General features: G+C 49.8%; 18 protein-coding genes. 10 read left to right on the forward strand and 8 right to left on the reverse strand.

The window, feature by feature from the left end:
• The 5 genes from yddG to AC6R10_RS13265 form a co-directional block, all read right to left on the reverse strand.
• The coding region (gene yddG, locus AC6R10_RS13245; protein ID WP_500672683.1) for an aromatic amino acid DMT transporter YddG at positions 1 to 571 on the reverse strand (571 nt) is incomplete at its 3' end.
• A 24-nt stretch (positions 572 to 595) separates the two neighbouring features.
• Positions 596 to 994 carry an OsmC family protein gene (locus tag AC6R10_RS13250; RefSeq protein WP_334551554.1) on the reverse strand — a complete coding sequence of 133 codons (399 nt, stop codon included), beginning with the start codon at positions 992 to 994 and terminating at the stop codon, positions 596 to 598.
• A 125-nt stretch (positions 995 to 1,119) separates the two neighbouring features.
• Positions 1,120 to 1,734, reverse strand: coding sequence for a LysE family translocator (locus AC6R10_RS13255; protein ID WP_334551552.1), 615 nt, complete (start codon positions 1,732 to 1,734; stop codon positions 1,120 to 1,122).
• Positions 1,735 to 1,823: 89 nt separating this feature from the next.
• Positions 1,824 to 2,744: a LysR family transcriptional regulator gene (locus AC6R10_RS13260; RefSeq protein WP_500672684.1), complete on the reverse strand. Its 921-nt coding sequence runs from the start codon at positions 2,742 to 2,744 to the stop codon at positions 1,824 to 1,826.
• Entirely contained in the window at positions 2,734 to 3,189 is a 456-nt protein-coding gene (locus AC6R10_RS13265; RefSeq protein ID WP_334551550.1) for an Lrp/AsnC family transcriptional regulator, read from the reverse strand. The genes AC6R10_RS13260 and AC6R10_RS13265 overlap by 11 nt, the downstream gene beginning before the upstream one ends.
• 182 nt (positions 3,190 to 3,371) lie before the next feature.
• On the opposite strand from AC6R10_RS13265, the gene yjeH reads away from it, so the two are divergent.
• The 8 genes from yjeH to AC6R10_RS13305 all read left to right on the forward strand — a co-directional run bounded on the left by yjeH (position 3,372) and on the right by AC6R10_RS13305 (position 12,612).
• Positions 3,372 to 4,628 carry an L-methionine/branched-chain amino acid transporter gene (yjeH, locus tag AC6R10_RS13270; RefSeq protein ID WP_500672521.1) on the forward strand — a complete coding sequence of 419 codons (1,257 nt, stop codon included), beginning with the start codon at positions 3,372 to 3,374 and terminating at the stop codon, positions 4,626 to 4,628.
• Between the two features lie 178 nt (positions 4,629 to 4,806).
• On the forward strand, positions 4,807 to 6,153 hold the full coding sequence (locus AC6R10_RS13275; RefSeq protein WP_500672522.1) for a magnesium transporter: 1,347 nt from the start codon (positions 4,807 to 4,809) through the stop codon (positions 6,151 to 6,153).
• Between the two features lie 569 nt (positions 6,154 to 6,722).
• Positions 6,723 to 7,961 (forward strand): cytosine permease, encoded by a 1,239-nt coding sequence (gene codB / locus AC6R10_RS13280; protein ID WP_334551544.1) that lies wholly within the window; start codon positions 6,723 to 6,725, stop codon positions 7,959 to 7,961.
• 9 nt (positions 7,962 to 7,970) lie between these two features.
• Positions 7,971 to 9,248, forward strand: a complete 1,278-nt coding sequence (locus AC6R10_RS13285) for a cytosine deaminase (RefSeq protein ID WP_500672523.1) — start codon at positions 7,971 to 7,973, stop codon at positions 9,246 to 9,248.
• A 94-nt stretch (positions 9,249 to 9,342) separates the two neighbouring features.
• Positions 9,343 to 9,795, forward strand: a complete 453-nt coding sequence (locus AC6R10_RS13290; protein ID WP_334551540.1) for a dCMP deaminase family protein — start codon at positions 9,343 to 9,345, stop codon at positions 9,793 to 9,795.
• Positions 9,796 to 10,270: 475 nt separating this feature from the next.
• Positions 10,271 to 11,713: a glyceraldehyde-3-phosphate dehydrogenase gene (locus tag AC6R10_RS13295; protein ID WP_500672524.1), complete on the forward strand. Its 1,443-nt coding sequence runs from the start codon at positions 10,271 to 10,273 to the stop codon at positions 11,711 to 11,713.
• Positions 11,714 to 11,844: 131 nt separating this feature from the next.
• Positions 11,845 to 12,051 carry a hypothetical protein gene (locus AC6R10_RS13300; protein WP_487901631.1) on the forward strand — a complete coding sequence of 69 codons (207 nt, stop codon included), beginning with the start codon at positions 11,845 to 11,847 and terminating at the stop codon, positions 12,049 to 12,051.
• Between the two features lie 75 nt (positions 12,052 to 12,126).
• On the forward strand, positions 12,127 to 12,612 hold the full coding sequence (locus AC6R10_RS13305) for an acyl-CoA thioesterase (protein WP_487901632.1): 486 nt from the start codon (positions 12,127 to 12,129) through the stop codon (positions 12,610 to 12,612).
• A gap of 44 nt (positions 12,613 to 12,656) precedes the next feature.
• On the opposite strand, the gene AC6R10_RS13310 is transcribed toward AC6R10_RS13305, so the two are convergent.
• Positions 12,657 to 13,565, reverse strand: a complete 909-nt coding sequence (locus AC6R10_RS13310) for an NmrA family NAD(P)-binding protein (protein ID WP_500672525.1) — start codon at positions 13,563 to 13,565, stop codon at positions 12,657 to 12,659.
• A 143-nt stretch (positions 13,566 to 13,708) separates the two neighbouring features.
• Here AC6R10_RS13310 and AC6R10_RS13315 point away from each other — a divergent pair, with 143 nt between their 5' ends.
• Entirely contained in the window at positions 13,709 to 14,593 is an 885-nt protein-coding gene (locus AC6R10_RS13315; protein WP_500672526.1) for a LysR family transcriptional regulator, read from the forward strand.
• A gap of 142 nt (positions 14,594 to 14,735) precedes the next feature.
• Positions 14,736 to 15,014, forward strand: a complete 279-nt coding sequence (locus tag AC6R10_RS13320; protein ID WP_500625569.1) for a hypothetical protein — start codon at positions 14,736 to 14,738, stop codon at positions 15,012 to 15,014.
• Between the two features lie 336 nt (positions 15,015 to 15,350).
• Here the strand turns inward: AC6R10_RS13320 and malG are convergent, their stop codons facing one another.
• Together malG and malF are read right to left on the reverse strand one after the other, a co-directional pair.
• Positions 15,351 to 16,241 (reverse strand): maltose ABC transporter permease MalG, encoded by an 891-nt coding sequence (gene malG, locus AC6R10_RS13325; RefSeq protein ID WP_334551530.1) that lies wholly within the window; start codon positions 16,239 to 16,241, stop codon positions 15,351 to 15,353.
• Between the two features lie 11 nt (positions 16,242 to 16,252).
• On the reverse strand, positions 16,253 to 17,827 hold the full coding sequence (malF, locus tag AC6R10_RS13330) for a maltose ABC transporter permease MalF (RefSeq protein WP_500629967.1): 1,575 nt from the start codon (positions 17,825 to 17,827) through the stop codon (positions 16,253 to 16,255).
• Between the last annotated feature and the right edge of the window lie 22 nt (positions 17,828 to 17,849).

Below are 17,849 nucleotides of genomic sequence, written 5' to 3' on the forward strand. Positions count from 1 at the left end.
ATAAGGTGATCGCCGTGAGAATAAAAAACAACGTGATGGCGTTTTGCCCTCGCGCCAGGGTTTTGGTTAGGTTGCAATATAGTGCCCATAAAAAGGCTCCGATGAAGGCCATCGAATACGTCGCTGGGTTCGTGGCGACATTGGCTGCAATTTGGCTGACAGAAAGACCGGCATCGCCAGTGATGCTCCACGCCACGCCAACAAACGCGAGTGCAATACTTGGGTACACCAGCCAACTGGCCCGTTTCGGGCTCAACAGCAGAGCCATCAGTACAGTGAGTGCTGGCCAAAGATAGTTTATCACCAACATTTCAATCGCTTGCATGCGCGAGTTAGCCATGCCCAGCGCTAAAGCGAGACAAATCTCATAAGCGACAAACAGCCCTCCGCCAATGAGCACATACCGCCAAGAGTACTGGCGCCACTTTGGCCGCCCCATCACCAGCAGCAAAAACAACGACGCCACGCTGTACATCGCTGCAGCCCCTGCCACTGGGCCAAAGGACTCCGCGACTAAGCGGGCTAATCCCGTCACGCTGCTCCAAAGAAGAATGGCCGCAATACCGGCCATTGTGTATCGATCGACGGACACGGTTTAGACGATTTCCCAACTGTGGGTCATTTCAACGCCCTCGCCGAGCATCAAGCAGACTGAGCAATATTTTGTCAGTGAATCGGCCGCCACTTGCGCCACGACTTGGGGATCAAGCGCCTCTCCAGAAACCTCAAAATGGATATTCACTTTGGTAAAAATACGTGGCGCGCTGTCACGGCGCTCAGTGGTCAGCTTGGCGACGCAAGTGCTCACCGCTTGGTTGGCTTGTTTGAGGCCATCGACCACGTCTACCGAGCTACATCCCCCCGCTGCCATCAACACCATCTCCATTGGGCTAGGCGCGCTCGCACCCCCATTGCCATCCATCACGACAGAGTGGCCCGATTGGGAATGACCTAAAAACTTGAACTCATCGATCCACTTAACTTCTGCTTGCATGATTGTCTCTCTACTCATTTAAAAACTGCGAAAACGTCAGTGTGTAAAAAGCGCCAGTGGAAAACTCACTCGCGCTCTGTTGTCTGTTCATTGCTTCAGCACATGCTGATACCGGCGAATAGCGATTATACGGTCAGCAAAACTCGCGCTGCGAGCAGTATCAATACACACCCTGATAGTCTATCAATCAATACGGCTTTAGAGCGAATTTTATCGATAAGCTTCGGACTTGAGAGCAAAAACGTAATTAAGGTATACCAGAGCCCATCCACCACAAACGGTGTAAGCACGATGATCGACTTCGCGGCAAAGGTGTCACCAACCGCAACAAATTGGCTAAACAGCGCAATGAAGAACAGCGCAATTTTCGGGCTAAGCAGAGAAATCAGCAGCCCTTCTCGCGCCGATTGAGCCACTGGTGTTGGCTCGCCCGACTCCAGCCTTGCTGCTACGCCACCTTTAGAACGCAGCGCATTGTAGCCAAGGTAGATAAGGTACGCAGCACCGGCGTAGCTAATCCCCTTGAATAGCAAGGGTGATTGCTGCAACACCACAGCTAAGCCAATTAAGGTAATAAACGCATAAACGCCAATACCAAAAGCGTGCGCCCAGGCAGCGGCAAAGCCATTGATGCGCCCGCCCGCCAAACTGTGCTTTGCCACCATGGCCAAACTAGGCCCCGGAGACATAGCACCGAGTAGACAAATCGTGAAAAGTGAAAACCAAATCGTTAAGGTCATGAAAACGTGTCCTAATCCATGTGAATGGCGTAACGATAATGCTGATTAGCTATGATTTGAAATCAAACTTTTTCATAAGCATCATGATTTCATATCATACCTATCGAGTAAGGGGATGTGCGCATGGCGCTCAGCACAACCTCTCTCATCCATTGATGGGCGGGATCAAGATCGTACTTGGGATGCCAAATCAACCAATAGAGATGACTGGCCGTATCAAAAGGCAAAGGACGATAAAGAAGTGACGCATCCCGCGACAAGTTAATCGCTATGTGTTCTGGTACCACCATCAGGTAGTGGCTGCTTTGCAGGGCATTGACTGCGGCGGTAAAGAACGGCACTTTCAAGGCAACGCGTCGTGTGTGACCTAGCGCGTTCAATACCACATCGGTGCTGGTGTCCTTGTCGCCGCCCCCTGTAACTTTCAAATGTGGGTAAGCCAGCATATCTTCCATCGATACCGCACCTTTATCGGCAAGCGGATGCCCTTGGCGCATCAACAAAACGGATTTGTCTTCACCGATCAGCACGGAACTGACGTACTCTGGCTGACGAGGGAGCATGGTTGACGCCAGATCAATAACGTTCGTATGGAGCTGGTCCAAATAATCTGGGTCCCACAGCTTGTAGGTCAGATTCAAATTAGGGGCTTGATCGGTCAGCACCGAGACTACGCTAGGTACGATGTACTGCGCGACATAATCACTCGAGGAAAACACAAACTCTTGTCGCCAATTGTGCGGTTGAAACGGCGCATCGGCCAACAGATTATCCACCTCAGAGAACATCCGATCCAAGCGCTTCTTAATAACCAGCGCACGAGGGGTTGGAACCAATTGGTTGCCGTCTCTCACCAGCAGTGGATCATCAAATAGCGTACGTAGCTGGGCTAACTGACGGCTTACCGCAGATTGAGTAATGTGCAAACGCTCTGCTGCGCGGCTGACATGGCACTCGTCCAGTAACACCGATAACGCCCGTAGCAAGTTTAAGTTGATATTATTGAGCATCATGAAGCGTGTTGAAGAACTCAGTTAAAACGGTATGCGTCACCAAATGGCGTAGCTCTGGGATGGTGTACAGCTCATCTCGAATCCGGTATAGCTGCGCCATACTCTCCACTTCGACAAACAGCATCATATCCGTTTCACCACTGATGGCATGACACCACTTCACCCCTTCAATCTGATAAATACGCGGGGCGTAATGATCGCAATAGTGCCTGGTTTTCGTCGTATCAAATTTAAGTGCGAGATAGGCTTGGATCTTGGCGCTACTGGTGTCTGGCTGAGCAATTTCTGCGTGATAACCGAGGATCACTCGCTCCGCTTCTAAACGCTGAATACGCGCCGTTACAGCAGAGCGGGACAAGTTGACCTGACGGGCGAGTTCACTGACAGACAATCGAGCGTTGCCTCTGAGTAATGTAATGATTTTATTATCGAATTTATCCATTTCTTTTTCTCATACTTGCCCTTTGGTCAATTTGACACAAAACGAACAGGAAGAAAAGATGACAAAATGGCGGGCGATACGTGAAAAAACGTCAAAGTGACGGATAAGCGAGACACATTGATGGATGCCGAGATAGACACAATTGGTTAAGCTTGGTCAATCACCCCGCGCTAGGATGCGACATGAACCAACTCAAACAAGAAATCTCGTTATTATCAGGCATCGGCCAACTCTCGACCACATTACTCGGCACTGGGCTATTTATGGTGCCCGCCATCGCTGCCGGCATTGCCGCTGAAGCGTCGCTATGGGCTTGGTTGCTGCTGTTTATCGCCATCTGCCCCATTGCGCTCACGTTCGCCCAGTTGGGTAAACGCTACCCGAACGCTGGCGGCACGGCCTATTTTGTGCGAATGGCGTTTGGCCCCCGCCTTGAAAAAAGTGTCGCGTGGCTGTTTTTGAGTGTCATTCCTGTCGGCGTACCTGCCGCCATTGCGTTGGCTGCGGGCTTTCTTGAACAGATTCTTCCTACTAGCCTTCAAGACCCTTTGCTTGCGCAAGTGATCACCGTGTTGTTACTCGTGCTGGTTAACTTATCTGGGGCGAAATCTTCGGGCCGTCTACAAACGGTGATTGCGCTCGCGATCTTTGCCCTCGTCGTCGCGTTTTGGTGGCAAAGCGATTTAAAGACTGACGACATAACGCTCCCCACCTTAAGCCAACAAGATTGGTTACCGATTGGCGCGGCACTCGGCGTGATGTTTTGGTGCTTTGTCGGTATCGAAGCGTTCGCCCACATGGGGGAAGAGTTTAAAAACCCAGAGCGCGATTTTCCCATCGCAATTGTGATTGGCTGTTTAGTCGCAGGCCTTACCTATTGGGCTTGCTCGGTCGTAATTTTAAAATTGGGCGCGTATGGCTCTGCGCAATTTGAAAGCACCTCTATTCCGTGGATGGCAGCTCAGCTGTTTGGTCCGAGCGTCAAGTGGCTCATCAGCATCATTGGCTTTGCGGCCTGTTTTGCAAGCGTCAATCTCTACACTCAAAGTCTCTCGCGTATGGTTTGGTCGCAAGCGCGTGATTACACGCCACACAGTGCGCTTGCAAGATTGTCAGTGCGTGGCGTGCCGGCAAACGCTACGATTGCCGTTGGCGCTGTGCTGCTGCTTTCTTGCGTCGTGGGTGAAATTTCCGGCCTTAACTTGGAGTTTTTCCTTAAGCTCGCCAACGGGATCTTTGTTTTGGTTTATCTACTGGCGATGCTGGCGGCCTACAAACTGCTGCGCGGCGTGGATAAAGTCTTAGCGAGCGTCGCGCTACTGCTGTGTAGCCTTGTGTTTCTCTGTTTAGGCTGGTCGATGTTTTACGCCGTGACCATTTTTGCCGTGCTCACACTCCCTTGGCATAAATTGCGTAAACTGCCGCCGCAAGCCACCTAAAACCAGTACAAGAGAGAGATTGACCGACGTTATTGGTGCAAAAGTAATCATTCAACCCAACATGTCCCGTTTTGTTGGGTTTGTGTGCTAGGTTTTTCAAGATAGAGTATTGTTTTTCTGCCGTTTTCGAGTACTTTGAACACAGCGTTTAAACGGACAATAACGGCTGGAGTGCTCTGTGAGCCAATTTCAAGATCTCTCTATTTTGATCGCCGAACTGCTTCGCAGTGAAGACAGTGAGCAGGTCACAACTCTTAACGAATCTATCGAACACGGACTTGAGCCCGGCGCTGTAGCGCTGATTCTCGAGGCCTTTCCCATTGATGACCGTGTGCGACTTTGGCGCAGCCTGCCCCTTGAACTGCATATTGAAGTACTTACCGAAGCGCGTGCGGAAGTTCGCCACTCCATCATCAAAGAACTGTCTGAGGTTGAACTCAAATTAACCCTCGCCAAACTGGATAACTTATCTCTGATTGAATGGTCTGACTCACTCCCTGAGGAGATCATCAATGAAGCGCTACGCCTGATCGAAAAAGATGAACTTGAGCTTTACGATCAAGCGAATGCCTATGAAGATGATCAGATTGGTCGTTGGGCCGAACGAAAAGTGGTCACGCTCCCCTTCACCATTTCCGTTGAGAAAGCGAAAGGTTTGATGGAGCGCTACAGCTATGACGCCCCTGAGCACATCTATCTGATCAACAAGAAGAAACAGTTTCGAGGTATAGTGCGCTATATCGATTTGCTGCGCGCCGAACCGGGCGACAGGCTTAAATCATTGGCGCTAGAGCACCCTGTCACCTTAAACGCCAAGCTAGAACTTTCTGAAAGTATCGAGGCGTTGGAGCACTCTTCGCTCTCAACCATGCCAGTGACCGATGACGATGACACCTTGATTGGTGAAGTGGATTGGCATTTTGCCCTCAGTACTCAACGTGAAATTTACGAAGCGCGCCTAATGGCGGGCACCGGTATGGATGAAGGGGACGACCTGTTTGCGCCCATCATTCGCAGCTCGAAAAAGCGTGGGGTTTGGCTTGGCATCAATCTCATGACGGCAATCCTTGCCTCAGTCACTATCGGCTTGTTTGAAGATGTGATTGCTCAAGTGGTTGCGCTGGCGGTCTTGATGCCTATCGTCGCCTCGATGGGTGGCATCGCAGGTAGCCAGACGTTAACGCTGATGGTCCGTGCGATGGCGCTCAACCAGATCACAGCGGGGAACCGCTGGGCGCTAATGAAAAATGAAGTGGGCATTGGCTCTATCAACGGATTGCTGTGGGCAGTCATCATTGGTGGACTCGCCGGACTGTGGTTTCAGTCTGTCATATTAGGTGCCACCATCGCGCTGGCGATCGTCGTCAACATTATTACCGCTGCTCTATTTGGTGTGCTGATCCCAATTGTTCTCGACAAACTCAAACTTGACCCTGCACTGGCAGGCTCCGTCATCCTCACAACTGTGACTGACGTGGTGGGTTTTTTCGCCTTTCTCGGCACAGCGAGTCTCGTCATGCTCTAAGCCCTAGGCGGCACATAAGATGACCTCAGATTGCGCGCACCCACAAGGTGCGCAATCTGATCCTCTGTTCGCAATATGCTGGTGTATTTGCAATATGCAATGCCAATATGCAACCAGCCACTCTTTCTTAGTCTCAATCTCAACGTAAAGCCTGATACAGCGGGCATATTAAAGTTGGCACATAACCTGCTATCTATACAGTGACCCTAGCGTTAGGGTCACCTAGCCAACTGACGTTGTTAGTGAACCCAATTTGTTCACACCCAATATCAGCCAGAATCCTCACGGTTTCTGGCTCTTTTTTTTATTTTTGCTCATCCATACAAAATACTGATGGCACTCACCCAATTATTAGCAACACAAATCCTGGAATAATCAATATTCCAATAGAAAACATAAAATAATAAATACACAACGCACTGTTTTCCTTGATCAAATCAATCAAAAACATCCAAGCAACCGTTTTACAAGCCGCTACTTGCATTGACAGCGCAAAATACACCCCCATAATACGCGCCGCAATCGAATACATTCTGGTAAAGACAGTCTCATTCTGCGGAGGTAATACAATGGCTGATGACAACAACTACAGCTTAGGACCGGTCCCGAGCAACGCACGCAAAGGGGTTGCGTCTCTCACTATGGTTATGCTTGGTTTAACCTTTTTCTCCGCCAGTATGTGGACAGGTGGCGCTTTGGGTACGGGCTTAACGTTCAACGATTTCTTTCTTGCCGTGTTAGCCGGTAATTTGATCCTCGGTGTCTACACCTCGATTCTTGGCTATATTGGTGCCTCTACGGGCCTCTCTACTCACCTCCTTGCTCGCTATTCCTTTGGTACACAAGGCTCTTGGCTACCTTCTGCGCTATTGGGCGGCACGCAAGTCGGTTGGTTTGGCGTGGGTGTGGCGATGTTTGCTATTCCAGTCCAAAAAGCGACGGGGTTAGACGTCAACTTGCTGATCCTCGCATCGGGTTTATTGATGACGGCAACGGTTTACTTTGGCATCAAAGCGCTGATGGTGCTCTCTGCCATCGCCGTCCCTGCGATTGCTATTCTTGGTAGCTACTCGGTTTCACTGGCGGTGGACAGCGTGGGCGGCGTGGATGCCTTAATGCAGGTTTCACCCAAAGAGCCGATGGATTTCTCTATCGCATTGGCAATGGTGGTCGGTTCTTTCATCAGCGCGGGGACGTTGACGGCTGATTTCGTTCGCTTTGGTAAAAAACCCGCTGGCGCTGTTCTTGTCACCATGATTGCGTTCTTTATCGGAAACTCACTGATGTTCATCTTCGGTGCTGCTGGCGCTGCAGCGACCGGCCACGCGGATATTTCTGACGTGATGATCGCGCAAGGACTGTTACTGCCTGCCATCATCGTTTTAGGTCTCAACATCTGGACCACCAACGAAAACGCCCTTTACGCTTCGGGCCTAGGTTTTGCCAACATTACCGGCCGCTCAAGTACCTTAATGTCGATCGTCAATGGCGTCGTCGGCACCATTTTTGCGCTGTGGCTATACAACAACTTTGTCGGTTGGTTGACCTTCCTCTCAACGGCGATTCCTCCTATTGGCGGCGTGTTGATTGCTGACTACCTCATCAATCGAAAACGCTACAAAGACTTTGCCAATGCAACCTTCAAACGTGTTAACTGGGCCGGCATTATTGCCGTAGCCGTTGGTGTGCTAGCGGGTAAATTCATTCCGGGCGTCGTGCCGATCAACGCAGTATTGGGCGGTGCGTTATGCTATGTCATACTCAACCCATTATTGAATAAATCTTCGCTGACCACGCAAACTGCGTAAGGAGATCGCATGCCATCGCTACTGATCAAAAACGTCACGCTTGAGGCGCAAAGCGGCCTTAAACAGATTCTTATTGAAGATGGACACATTTCGTCCATCACCGATGCGAACTCCCCTATCAACTTTGAGGGGGAAACGCTGGATGGACAAGGGGCGATGGCCGTCGCACCCTTTTGCGAACCACACATTCACCTAGACACAACTCAAACGGCTGGTGAACCGAGCTGGAATATCTCGGGCACGCTATTTGAGGGCATCGAGCGCTGGGCAGAACGCAAGCAGCTGCTCTCTATTGAGGATGTGAAGCAGCGCGCCAAACAGACGTTAAAGTGGCAGATTGCAAACGGTGTGCAGCATGTGCGTACTCACGTGGATGTCTCTGATCCGACACTGGTTGCGCTAAAAGCAATGATTGAAGTGCGTGAAGAGATGCGACCTTGGGTAGATATCCAAATCGTCGCCTTTCCACAAGAAGGCATCCTCTCCTACCCTAATGGTAAAGCACTGCTTGAAGAAGCGGTCAAACTAGGCGCCGATGTGATTGGTGCTATCCCGCACTTTGAGTTTACGCGCGAGTATGGTGTCGAATCGCTGCATTACGTCTTCGAGCTAGCACAACAATACGACCGTCTGATTGATGTGCACTGTGACGAAATTGATGATGAGCAATCACGCTTCGTCGAAACCGTAGCCGCATTGGCTCACAAGTTCGATATGGGGCACAAGGTCACCGCAAGCCACACGACGGCAATGGGTTCATACAACGGCGCTTACGCGTCACGACTGTTCCGACTGCTACGCATGTCGGGCATCAATTTTGTCGCTAACCCGCTGGTCAACATTCACCTTCAAGGTCGATTTGACGACTACCCCAAACGCCGTGGCGTCACACGCGTGAAAGAGATGTTAGCCGCAAACATTAATGTTTGTTTTGGTCACGATGATGTGTTTGACCCTTGGTATCCACTCGGTACCGCCAACATGTTGCAAGTGCTGCACATGGGGCTGCATGTGTGCCAAGTGATGGGTTACGATCAAATCAACCAGTCACTGGCGCTGATTAGCCACCACTCTGCGCGTACCCTCAACATCACAGAGCGTTACGGAATCGAAGTGGGCAAACCGGGTAACCTGCTGCTGCTTGAAGCAGAAAACGACTTCGATGCGGTCAGACGTCAAGTTCCAGTGCGTTATTCGATTCGTGGCGGCAAAGTGATCGCTGAGACTCAACCCGCGACCACGCATATTCACCTCGAGGAGCGTGAAGCGGTCGATTTCACCCGTTAACGATAGGATTGGCTAGGTGGGGCTGGACTAATGGCGTCGAAACAAGGATATTAGTCAGCAACCCTATCCATCTAATTTGTTTGAGGAAGCTTTGATGATATCTAAGTGGGCGCAACGTTTTTACCAAATGGCAGAATTGGTTGGCTCTTGGAGTAAAGATCCTTCGACTCAGGTCGGCGCCGTCATTACAAAACAGAACCGCATCGTCTCTGTCGGCTTTAATGGCTATCCACATGGCATTTCCGACAGTGCCAATACGGATGACAGAGACATGAAGTATCTAAAGACGCTGCATGCCGAAGAAAATGCCATTTTGTTTGCTAAGCGGGATTTAGATGGCTGCGAGATCTGGGTGACTCACTTTCCGTGCCCAAACTGTGCAGCGAAGATCATTCAGACTGGTATCTCCTCGGTGCACTGCCCAGAGCAAACTGAGGATTTTCTCTCTCGCTGGGGTGACAAGATCAAAGTCAGCCAAGACATGTTCTTACAAGCGGGTGTGAAAGTGAACTGGTTGCCGCTCGATGATCTGATCCCAAGACCATAGACTTTTCTCGACCCATTTATCCCCAAAACGGAGCCCACAGCGCTCCGTTTTTTTCATTCTTACTCATCGACACTTAAAGACATCACGCCCCCACTCACGTTCGACCTTGGTTTACCGCTTTAAGATCGCGTTTTGTTTACCAAATCTGTAGATTCCATGAGTTAAAACGCATTCCTTGTGTACCTTGCCGGTAAGATTGCAGCAACGACGTGTCACAAGTATTTTTTGTCGCGAATTAACTGCGCTCTTCATTTTTTGTCAATAGGCACTTCTACTGATTCTTAACGTGATCAACCTCTGCAATGTCGACGTTATCTAGTGATAACCACCGACATTATTTTTACTAGCAGAATAAGATATTAGCCATTACAATCCTGCCGCATAAAAATTACAAAATAGTTACAACCCTATCGCTGTATTGAGCACCCCAACTTAATACAGCATCAGCCCTAAAACGTGAAAGGTCCCCTAAACCATGAGTCCAGAACATCATCTTCTAGACTGGCAGAAAAGCCAAACGATTGCTGAAACGATCTCCCCTTTACTCAGCCAACTTTATCGACAAAAAGGCGTTGAAGTGCTGCTGTTTGGCAAAACACTGGTCAACGCCGCCACCATCGACATCATCAAAGCGCATCGACTCGCTCGTCACTACACCGGAAAGCCGCTGAGCACAGAACAAACCCTGCCTCTGATTCAAGCGCTCTCAACCATGGCGCTGTCACCATGTCGTATTGATGTCGGCCAACTCGCCCACCAATTTTGGCAAGACCGCGATGATGCCCACGGCGTCAGTGACTTTTTGCACACGGCACTGGTCGGTGCGATGAATGGCAACACGGTTCCGACACCTCGCGATGTGGTGTTGTATGGTTTTGGTCGAATTGGACGACTTCTAAGCCGCTTGTTGGTCGAAAAATCCGGCCCTGGTTATCCATTACGTTTGCGCGCAGTGGTCGTACGCGGCGGAAAGCAGGGTGATTTAGCCAAGCGCGCGAGTCTACTACGACGCGACTCTGTTCATGGCCAGTTTAATGGCAGCATCATTGTCGATGAAGAGCGCAAAGCGTTGATTGTGAACGGCAACTACATTCAATTCATCTATGCCAACCAACCTCAAGACGTCGATTACAGCGCTTACGGTATTCAAAATGCGTTAGTGGTCGACAATACGGGCGTGTGGCGCGACTCCGAAGGCTTGAGCCAACATTTGTCCTGCCCGGGTGCGAGCAAGGTGCTGCTGACCGCTCCAGGCAAAGGTGAAATCAAAAACATCGTCTTTGGTGTGAATCACGATGAAATCGAAGCGGATGACACCATAGTGTCCGCTGCCAGTTGCACGACCAATGCGATTACGCCGGTGCTCAAAGCGGTCAATGACCAGTACGGCATTCTCTCTGGCCATATCGAAACCGTACATTCTTTTACCAATGACCAAAACTTGATTGACAATTTCCACTCGGGCGAACGCCGTGGTCGCAGCGCGTCGCTAAATATGGTTCTAACGTCAACCGGCGCGGCTAAAGCGGTCGCTAAAGCCCTACCTGAATTAGCGGGCAAGCTCACGGGCAATGCCATTCGCGTTCCGACTCCGAACGTCTCGATGGCAGTCGCGAACCTCAACTTGGTCCAAGGCACCGACAAAGCGTCACTCAACGCCTATCTTCGTGATGCCGCGTTGAACTCAAGCCTGTCTGCCCAGATGGACTATACGGATTCCACCGAAGTCGTCTCGAGTGATTTGGTTGGTTCTCGTTTTGCTGGCGTCGTCGATGGCGCGGCTACCATTGCGCAAGATAACCGCTGCGTGCTCTACATTTGGTATGACAACGAGTTTGGCTATAGCTGCCAGGTTGTCCACTGTATGGAACAAATGATGGGCGTTCGCTATCCCACGTTCCCACAAAGCCGTGCTTAATCTCAATTCAACTCCACAACTATAATAATCCCCCCCGAATTGCCGCTGCATCAATGCAGCGGCCTTTTTCATTCATCTTTCATTCATACCGCCTTCAGTACGATAGCCTCTCACATTAAGAGGAGTCCTATATGGCACGCGCAATGACCGCTATCTTCGCCCTGTTTGTTGGCATGTTTACTTTGATAATGAGCCTTATCCTTGCTATTCCGTTGACCATCGCTGCGATTTTCGCTGGCAAACGACTTCAGCGTTCAGCAGCATTTTCACGCACTGAACCATCCGCCAATAAAAGCGGCAACACGATTGAAGGTGACTATGAAGAGGTCCAGCGCTAGTTAAGTTTGCACCTCGACCAAAAAGTGTGCTAACTCTATACCCTGCTTGCTCAAGATAATAAAAAGGAAGAGTTTATGAGCCATGGGAAAAGGGACATTACACTGCGTTTTCTGGCCGAACCGGGTGACGTCAATTTTGGCGGTAAGGTCCACGGCGGCGCAGTCATGAAGTGGATAGATTTAGCGGCCTACGCCAATGCCGCCGCATGGAGCGGTAAGTACTGCATTACTGCCTACGCGGGCGGAATTCGTTTTGTAGCGCCAATCCATGTTGGCAACTTGGTCGAAGTAAGTGCCAAAGTGATCTACACCGGCACCTCATCGATGCACATCGCCATTGACGTGCAAGCCAGCGACCCTAAAGAGATGAAAAATCGCCTCACCACACACTGCATTGTCATCATGGTCGCGGTCGACGAGCATGGAAAGCCCTCACCTGTCCCTGAGTGGATTCCCGAGACTGCCGATGATATTAAACTGCGTGACTCAGCGATCCGCTTAATGAACATGCGTAAAGAAATCGGCGAAGAGATGGAAGCGCACGTCAAATACCTCAAATAGACATCAACAGGGGGCGCTTGCAGTTCCCCCTCTCATTCTATCGATTAGCCATCAAGATTAGCCAACTTTCTCAGTTCCGTTCTATGATTTGTTAACCACTGTTCGAACGTCTGCGGTTGGGAGCCAGTCAGGGCAACAAACTCATCACTGCTGCCATCCGAGAAGAGACCTCGATTGTGCTGGTCCATCGTAACACACAGCTCAATAACAGGCTCTGGCAGTTGGAATGACGTCAGTTGAGAACGAAATTCATCGTCACTCAAGTGCACCATATTGATTGACGTACCCAAGATGCGATCCATGATATGCGCCATTTCATCATTAGTCAGTGACTCGGGCCCATTCAGAGTCAATACTTGATGTCCTGAAGGGGCTTTAACCAACGCCGCCGCAGCCGCCATCGCGAGATCGCGACGAGAGAGTTGCGATGTTTTGCCATTACCGGCAGACGTCAACCAATGGCCCGTTTGTAACGTACTGGCAAAGTACTCAGGTAGATTTTCAAAATACCAGTTGTTGCGGAGAATCACGGTATTGTCGATACCACTTTGAACGATCGCCGCTTCGGTCGCCTCATGTTCATGAGCAAACATAACCGGTGACTGGCTCGGCGCTGGCATAGACGTATAGATTAGATGGTCGACGCCCGCTTTTTTCGCAGCGTTAACTGCGTTGAGGTGCGGCTGTGTGCGAGAGCCCGCAGACAAATCAATGCTGACTAACAGTAGGCTATTCGCCCCAGTAAAGGCCTGCTCTAACGAGCTCGGATCAGAAAAATTTGCTTCTCTCACGTCCACACCCAACTCGACCAGCGAGCTCAACTTCGCTCTGTCACGGGTGGTGACGATCAATTGCTGCGCTGTTAACGCGCCAGAGCTAAGAAGTTGCTCTACTACTGCTGAACCTAACTTACCGGATGCGCCGGTCACCAAATATTTACGATCTGACATCATGATATTCTCCGTTTCTCTAACTGTTCCAAAACGACAGACTCCTTCAGCCTGTCATGGGATGAACTGACTATATAATTATTAATTTGATAAATAATTAGCCAATTATTAAACTTATTGTTTATTAATAATAAACAGTGAAAGTCATGATCTCCCTTGACGATATGTTGGTGTTTGCCATGGTGGCAGAGAAACAGTCCTTTACTCAGGCAGCCGAGGCGCTGGGTCTTGGTAAGGCAAGAGTGTCGCAGATTGTCACTCGCTTAGAACGTTCGTTGAACACACGCCTGCTTCACCGCACAACCCGTTCGCTATCTCTCACCGATGCCGGTCAGCGCTACTACGAAAAATGCCGAGCGATCAACGATATTGCCAAAGAAGCCAACAGTGAGACACTCACCGGGAACCAAACCCCAAGTGGCACCATTCGAATCTCCACCCCCAGCAATGCGATGGTCGAACTACTGAGCGAGTTCATTCGCCAATATCCCGATATTCGACTCGATATTATTGAGAGTGATAGCTACAGCAATCTGATTGAGTCGCGTTGTGACATTGCACTGCGAGCCTCTTCAGCGCTTGAGGACTCTCGTCTCTATGCCACCAAAATTGGCTTTTTCCGCGACATGATTTGCACCTCGCCGAATTACTTAAAACGCGTCGGGAAAATTGAAGATCTGAAGGACTTAGTCAATCTTGACTGGATAAGTCATCACATCGTCCACGGTGATAAGCACTTGGTTTTAACCAATCAACAAGGTGAAGTGACCCGAATGGCACATCAGCCTAAGGTGCAAGTGCGCACCGCCAACGCGGTGAAGCAATTTGTGCTCAACGGGTTAGGATTTGCCATCATGCCCAGTTTTATGATTAAAGAAGAGCTAGATGCCGGTCAGCTTGTGCGGATTTTACCTCACCTTCATGACCGTGAAATTCCTCTGTATGCGGTTTATCAGGAGAAAGCCCTGATGCCACTACGTGTGAGAACCTTGATTAAATTTCTCAAACAAAAAGGCAATGCGTTTGATTAGAGAGGTAGCGCGAACTGAGGCCTGATATGCCCTTCACGGCAATGACATCATACTGTCATCATTCCTTCATCTAGTTTTGGTTAAATCCGCAAACGTTTTCATCGCTTGGATGGGAACCCACACGCCTATGGCTAGGCTTATGATGACAATCCGCCAAGATCGGAAGGAAACCCCATTGAACGTCAGTGAAACCACGCTCAGTGAATCGACCATTTCAGACCCACGCGCAGTAGAGTACCAATGGGTACGGACGCTGTATGTGGAAGGGTATAACCCGCAAGAGATAAACCACTACATCCGCACCTGCTTTGGCGGTGATGACGTGTTTGCCGATCTGTTTCGTAAAGTCGCGCTCTCTCAAGAGAGTGTCTATGTGCTTTTGCAATACGTTGGGTGCGCCCCTTCAAACCGAGAGTTCTAGAGCCACTTCTCAGCGCCATGTAACTACTGGCGCACTTTTCAGATAAATATGCTCTGTTGCTCGCAGTGATTCTCAACACCACTATGCGGGATATAATCGGTCGCTATACTGCCTCTAACCTATTCATTTATCTTGAATTTGTCCTATAAAAAAACCCGAACAAGTTCGGGTTTTGGTTACAAAAACTGTTAGAAGTAAAAATAGTAAGGAATCTTGCTAACAGCCAGCTATGCGTAACGCCAGGACTGCTCTTCGCTTAACGGATCGGCGGCCAAACCAAGAATGTCAAGTGAAGAAACAAAATGGGCGACCTCGCGGTCGCCCTTATCGTTCTTATTAGCCTTTCACACCACCGGCGGTTAATCCTCCGACCAACCAGCGCTGCGCAAGTAAGAATACGATGGTTATTGGTAATGCGGACAAGACTGCTGCCGCGGCAAAATCACCCCAGAGGTAGTTTTGCGGGTAGAGATATTGCTGCATACCAACCGCTAACGTGTAAGAGTTTACATCAGAAAGCAGTAACGACGCCACCGGAACTTCACCCACAACCATGATAAACGAGAGGATGAACACCACTGCAAGAATCGGCACAGACAATGGCAGTAGAACCAACCGGAACGCTTGCCATGGCGTTGCACCGTCCAGCGCTGCCGCTTCTTCTAGCGAGCCATCAATAGTTTCAAAGTAGCCTTTGATGGTCCAAACATGCAGTGCGATACCACCGAGATAAGAGAAGATCAAACCACCGTGTGTATTCAAACCCAAGAATGGGATGTACTGGCCGAGCTTGTCAAACAGAGCGTAGAGTGCCACCAGCGCCAAAACAGCTGGGAACATTTGGAAGATCATCATCGCTTTCAAGATGGTGTTCTTACCTTTGAACTTCATTCGGGCAAAGGCGTACGCCGAAGTGGTCGATAGACACACAATCAAAATAGATGAAATGCCCGCCACTTTGACCGAGTTCCACAGCCAGGTTAACACTGGGAACGGTGGTGGTGTCACGCTACCATCTGCGTTGGTGACCGAGAAACCCAGTGCGAGTTTCCAGTGCTCCAACGATGGATTATCTGGAATAATGCTACCCGTTGCGAAGTTACCTTCACGGAATGAGATGGCAACGATCATCAACAGCGGGAAGATAATTAGCGATAGGAACGCCCACATTGCAATGTGTGTTGCCCAAACGCGGTATTTTAATGACTTACCTTGTACCATAGCCATAATAAGCCTCCTTAATCTTGAGCAACTTTCGTGACACGTAGGTTGAGTAGCGCAAGTGCACCCACCAATAGGAAAATAAGCGTCGCGATGGCACTCGCCAGACCGAAGTCTTGACCGCCTGCACCTTCAAACGCGATGCGGTACGTGTAGTTCACCAGTAGGTCGGTGTAGCCCGCCGGCTCGGAGGTACCAATCATGTTTGGCCCACCTTGCGTCAACAGCTGAATCAATACAAAGTTATTGAAGTTAAAAGCAAAACTTGCGATGAGCAGCGGTGTCAACGGCTTGATCATCAGTGGCAGGGTAATCTTGGTAAAGTTCGAGATGAAATTGGAACCATCAATCGCAGACGCTTCGTAAAGATCGTCTGGAATCGCTTTCAATAGACCCATACACAAGATCATCATGTAAGGGAAACCAAGCCAGGTGTTGACGATAAGAATCATCATCTTCGCCATAATCGGGTCTGAGAACCAAGATGGGCTGATGCCGAAGAAGGCTTCCAGAACCATGTTCACTTCACCAAAGCTTTGGTTAAACAAACCTTTGAAAATCAAGATAGAGATAAAGGCAGGCACCGCATAAGGCAAGATAAGCAGCACACGGTAAATCGCGCGGCCTCGCAATGCTTCCCACTGAACAATGCTGGCGAGGATCAAGCCGATGATGACGGTTAAGCCCACGCTCACCGCTGAAAAGACAACTGTCCAGATGAAAATACTGATAAACGGTTCTTTGATGCCGTCGTCTTTCCAGACACGCTCAAAGTTGTCAGTCCCTATGGTGACGATAAAGCCAGGCGAGACGGTATTACCGATAAACTGCCCCTGCTCATCCACCGGCTGATAGAAGCCGACATCCATGTTCGGGCGTAGCATTTCACCAGTGCGGTTGTTGTACAACGCCTCGCCATCCTCTTGCAGGGTGTATAGAGGAACCACGGCAGCAAACTTACGTAAACCGCTCATGCGGATGTCTTCACCGCTCGGTAAATGCAAGTCTAAGCCATTGAGCACCGGGCGGTTTTGAATAATGGTTTTGATCGCTTCAGGTTCGCCATCCACATTGGTGACAGGCGTGAGATCCATGTCCGTTGTGGTGACATTGGCCAAATCAAACTCTTGCGTCACGAGCAGCTGTTCGCCATCTTCAATCGCGATTTTATGCCCTGTTCCCGTGTTGTAGAGAGAGAAGGAGTAGCTCTGACCACTTTGGTAGGTTCGATCAAGCAGAACCGTTTGCGCACGGTCGAAGGACAATTGGTTTTTCGCACTGTAGTTTGTAAATGCAAGACCGATTGTGTACGCCAAAGGAAAAAGAATGAAAAGGATCATCCCCGCGATACCTGGATAGATATAACGGTGGGCGTAGGTCTTTTTACTACCAAAGATAAACAGTGCGAGCGCGGTAAGAATAACTGTGAGCAGCGCAAACGCCATCTCACCACGAGAATACATTAGAATGGTTGCGTATCCGTTAACGATACCGACACTGCCTAGCAACGCCCATTTGATGAATACGTTTTTACTTGTAGGCAAGCTCGTTGTGGGTGATGCCATGGCATCTGTACCTTGAACTGACTGCATATGAGAACCTGCTAGCGATAAA

This window comes from Vibrio sp. R12-SG2-ISO1 (assembly GCF_059834045.1).